2 protein-coding genes and 1 pseudogene are annotated in these 2171 nt (G+C 68.5%); all 3 read left to right on the forward strand.

The window, feature by feature from the left end; all coding sequences use genetic code 11:
* The coding region (gene trbF / locus DBR23_RS25370) for a conjugal transfer protein TrbF (protein ID WP_108499950.1) at positions 1-557 on the forward strand (557 nt) is incomplete at its 5' end.
* Positions 554-1558 (forward strand): P-type conjugative transfer protein TrbG, encoded by a 1005-nt coding sequence (gene trbG, locus DBR23_RS25375; RefSeq protein ID WP_056581687.1) that lies wholly within the window; start codon positions 554-556, stop codon positions 1556-1558. The genes trbF and trbG, both read left to right, overlap by 4 nt.
* Positions 1559-1560: 2 nt before the next feature.
* Positions 1561-2171, forward strand: a pseudogene (locus DBR23_RS31785) (conjugal transfer protein TrbI); the annotation flags it as partial.

The following is a 2171-nucleotide window of genomic DNA, read 5'->3' on the forward strand; positions in this document are numbered from 1 at the left end:
CGCTCGCGCTGCTGATGGCTGGCGGCCTGGTGTGGCGCTCGGCGCAGTCCATCGTGACGCCCTACGTCGTGGAGGTGGACAACGCGGGCCAGGTCCGCGCCGTGGGCGAGGCCGCCACGTCGTACCGGCCCACTGATGCGCAGCAGGCGTACTACATCGCGCGCTTTGTGACGCTGGTGCGCTCGCTGTCCATCGACCCCATCGTCGTCCGCCAGAACTGGCTGGACGCCTACGACTACACGACCGACAAGGGCGCAGCGGTGCTCAACGACTACGCGCGTGTGAACGATCCGTTCGCACGCATCGGCAAGGAGTCGGTGACGGTGCATATCACCAGCGTCGTGCGAGCCAGCAACACCTCGTTCAACGTGCGCTGGACGGAACGCCGCTACGTCAACGGCGCCGCGGCCGGGCTGGAGCGGTGGACGGCCGTGGTGACCATCGTGCTCCAGCTACCACGCACCGAAGAACGCCTGCGCCGCAATCCCTTGGGCATCTACGTCAATGGTCTGTCGTGGAGCCGCGAGCTGGATTCTTCCGAAGGAGCCAAGCCATGAATGATCTTCTCCGTAAATCCGCTTTGCCAGTGATCCTGCTTGCATCCACCGCCTTGTTTTCGGGCTGCGCCACGCAGGGCAAGCCGCCGCCCGTGATCTCGCTCGATGAGCCGGTGCTTGCCCAGCCGCTGCCAGAACCTCCTGCGCCGGTGGAGGTGGTGGCCGTGCCCGAGGTGCTGCCGATGCCGGCGCAGTTGAAGCCGTTGCCCGAAGCCGAGGACGCCAAGCCCATGCCGGAGCCGGCAGACGAGAAGGTGCGCGTCTCGCGCGCCAATGCCGAGGCCCGCGTCGCACCTACGCGCGAGGGCTACGTCAACGCGATTCAGGTGTGGCCGTTCACCGACGGCGCGCTGTATCAGGTCTATGCGGCCGTGGGCCGCGTGACCGTGGTTTCGCTCCAGCCGGGCGAGGAGCTGGTGACGGTCGCCGCCGGAGATACCGTGCGCTGGATCGTGGGCGACACGTCCAGCGGACGCGGTGCCGAGTTGCGCGTGAACGTGCTCGTTAAGCCGATCCGCTCGGGCCTCAGGACCAATCTTGTCATCACCACCAGCCGCAGGACGTACCTGTTGGAGCTGGCCTCGACGGAAAAGACGTGGATGGCGTCGGCGTCCTGGGAATATCCGCGCGACCGGATGCTGGCCTTGCAGCGCCAGGCGCAGGCGGCCAGCGCAGTCGCGCCGGTGGATTCCGGCTTGTCGTTGGAGAACCTGCGCTTCCGCTACGCGGTCAGCGGCAGTAATCCGCCGTGGAAGCCGCTGCGCGCCTTCGACGACGGGCAGAAGGTCTATATCCAGTTCCCCGCCGGCATCGCGCAAGGCGAGCTGCCGCCGCTGTTCGTGATCGGGCCGGAAGGCGACGGGCAACTGGTCAATTACCGCTTCCGCTCGCCGTACTACATCGTGGATCGGCTGTTCGGCGCGGCCGAACTGCGCCTGGGCGGTGACAAGGGCGACGTGGTGCGGATCAAGCGCACGGACGGCGTCGCGCGGAGGAACTGACCATGAGCCAGGACGACACCCCCGACCTCGCCACGCCGCAGGCGGACAAGGTCGCACCGGAGGCGGTGGCGCTGCGCGCCCAGCCGCGCCCGGTCACACGCCTGAACCGGCGCACGCTGGCCATCCTCGTTGGCGGCCTATCGGTCGCCGTGCTCGGCGCCACGATTTGGTCGCTGCAGCCCCCGCGGCGCGCGGCCAGTGAGCAGACCGAGCTTTACAACGTCGAGCGCGTGTCGAAGTCCGAAGGTCTGGATGGCCTGCCGGCGGACTACTCGAAGCTGCCGCCGAAGTTACCCGAATTGGGGCCGCCGCTGCCGGGCGATCTTGGCCCCGCCATCGTCAACTCGCAGCAGCCCGTGACGCCAGCATATGCGCCACCGGGCCATGATCCCGAGGATGCCTTGCGCAAGGAGGCCGATGCAGCGGCGGCTTCGTCGGTGTTCTTCCGCTCGGGTGGCCAACGTGCAGCCACGGTGGCGCAGGCAGCGCCGGTGGCGCCTGGCGCAGCAAGCACGCTCGCGGCCTTCGATCCGCTCGCCGGCGGGCCGGCCTCGACGGCGGCCCAGCCTGCCGACCCGACTGCCGTGCAGAACCGGCAAGACCAGAAGGAGGC

Origin of the sequence: Acidovorax sp. HMWF018 (assembly GCF_003061035.1) — a bacterium.
Classification (GTDB): Bacteria; Pseudomonadota; Gammaproteobacteria; order Burkholderiales; family Burkholderiaceae_C; genus Acidovorax; species Acidovorax delafieldii.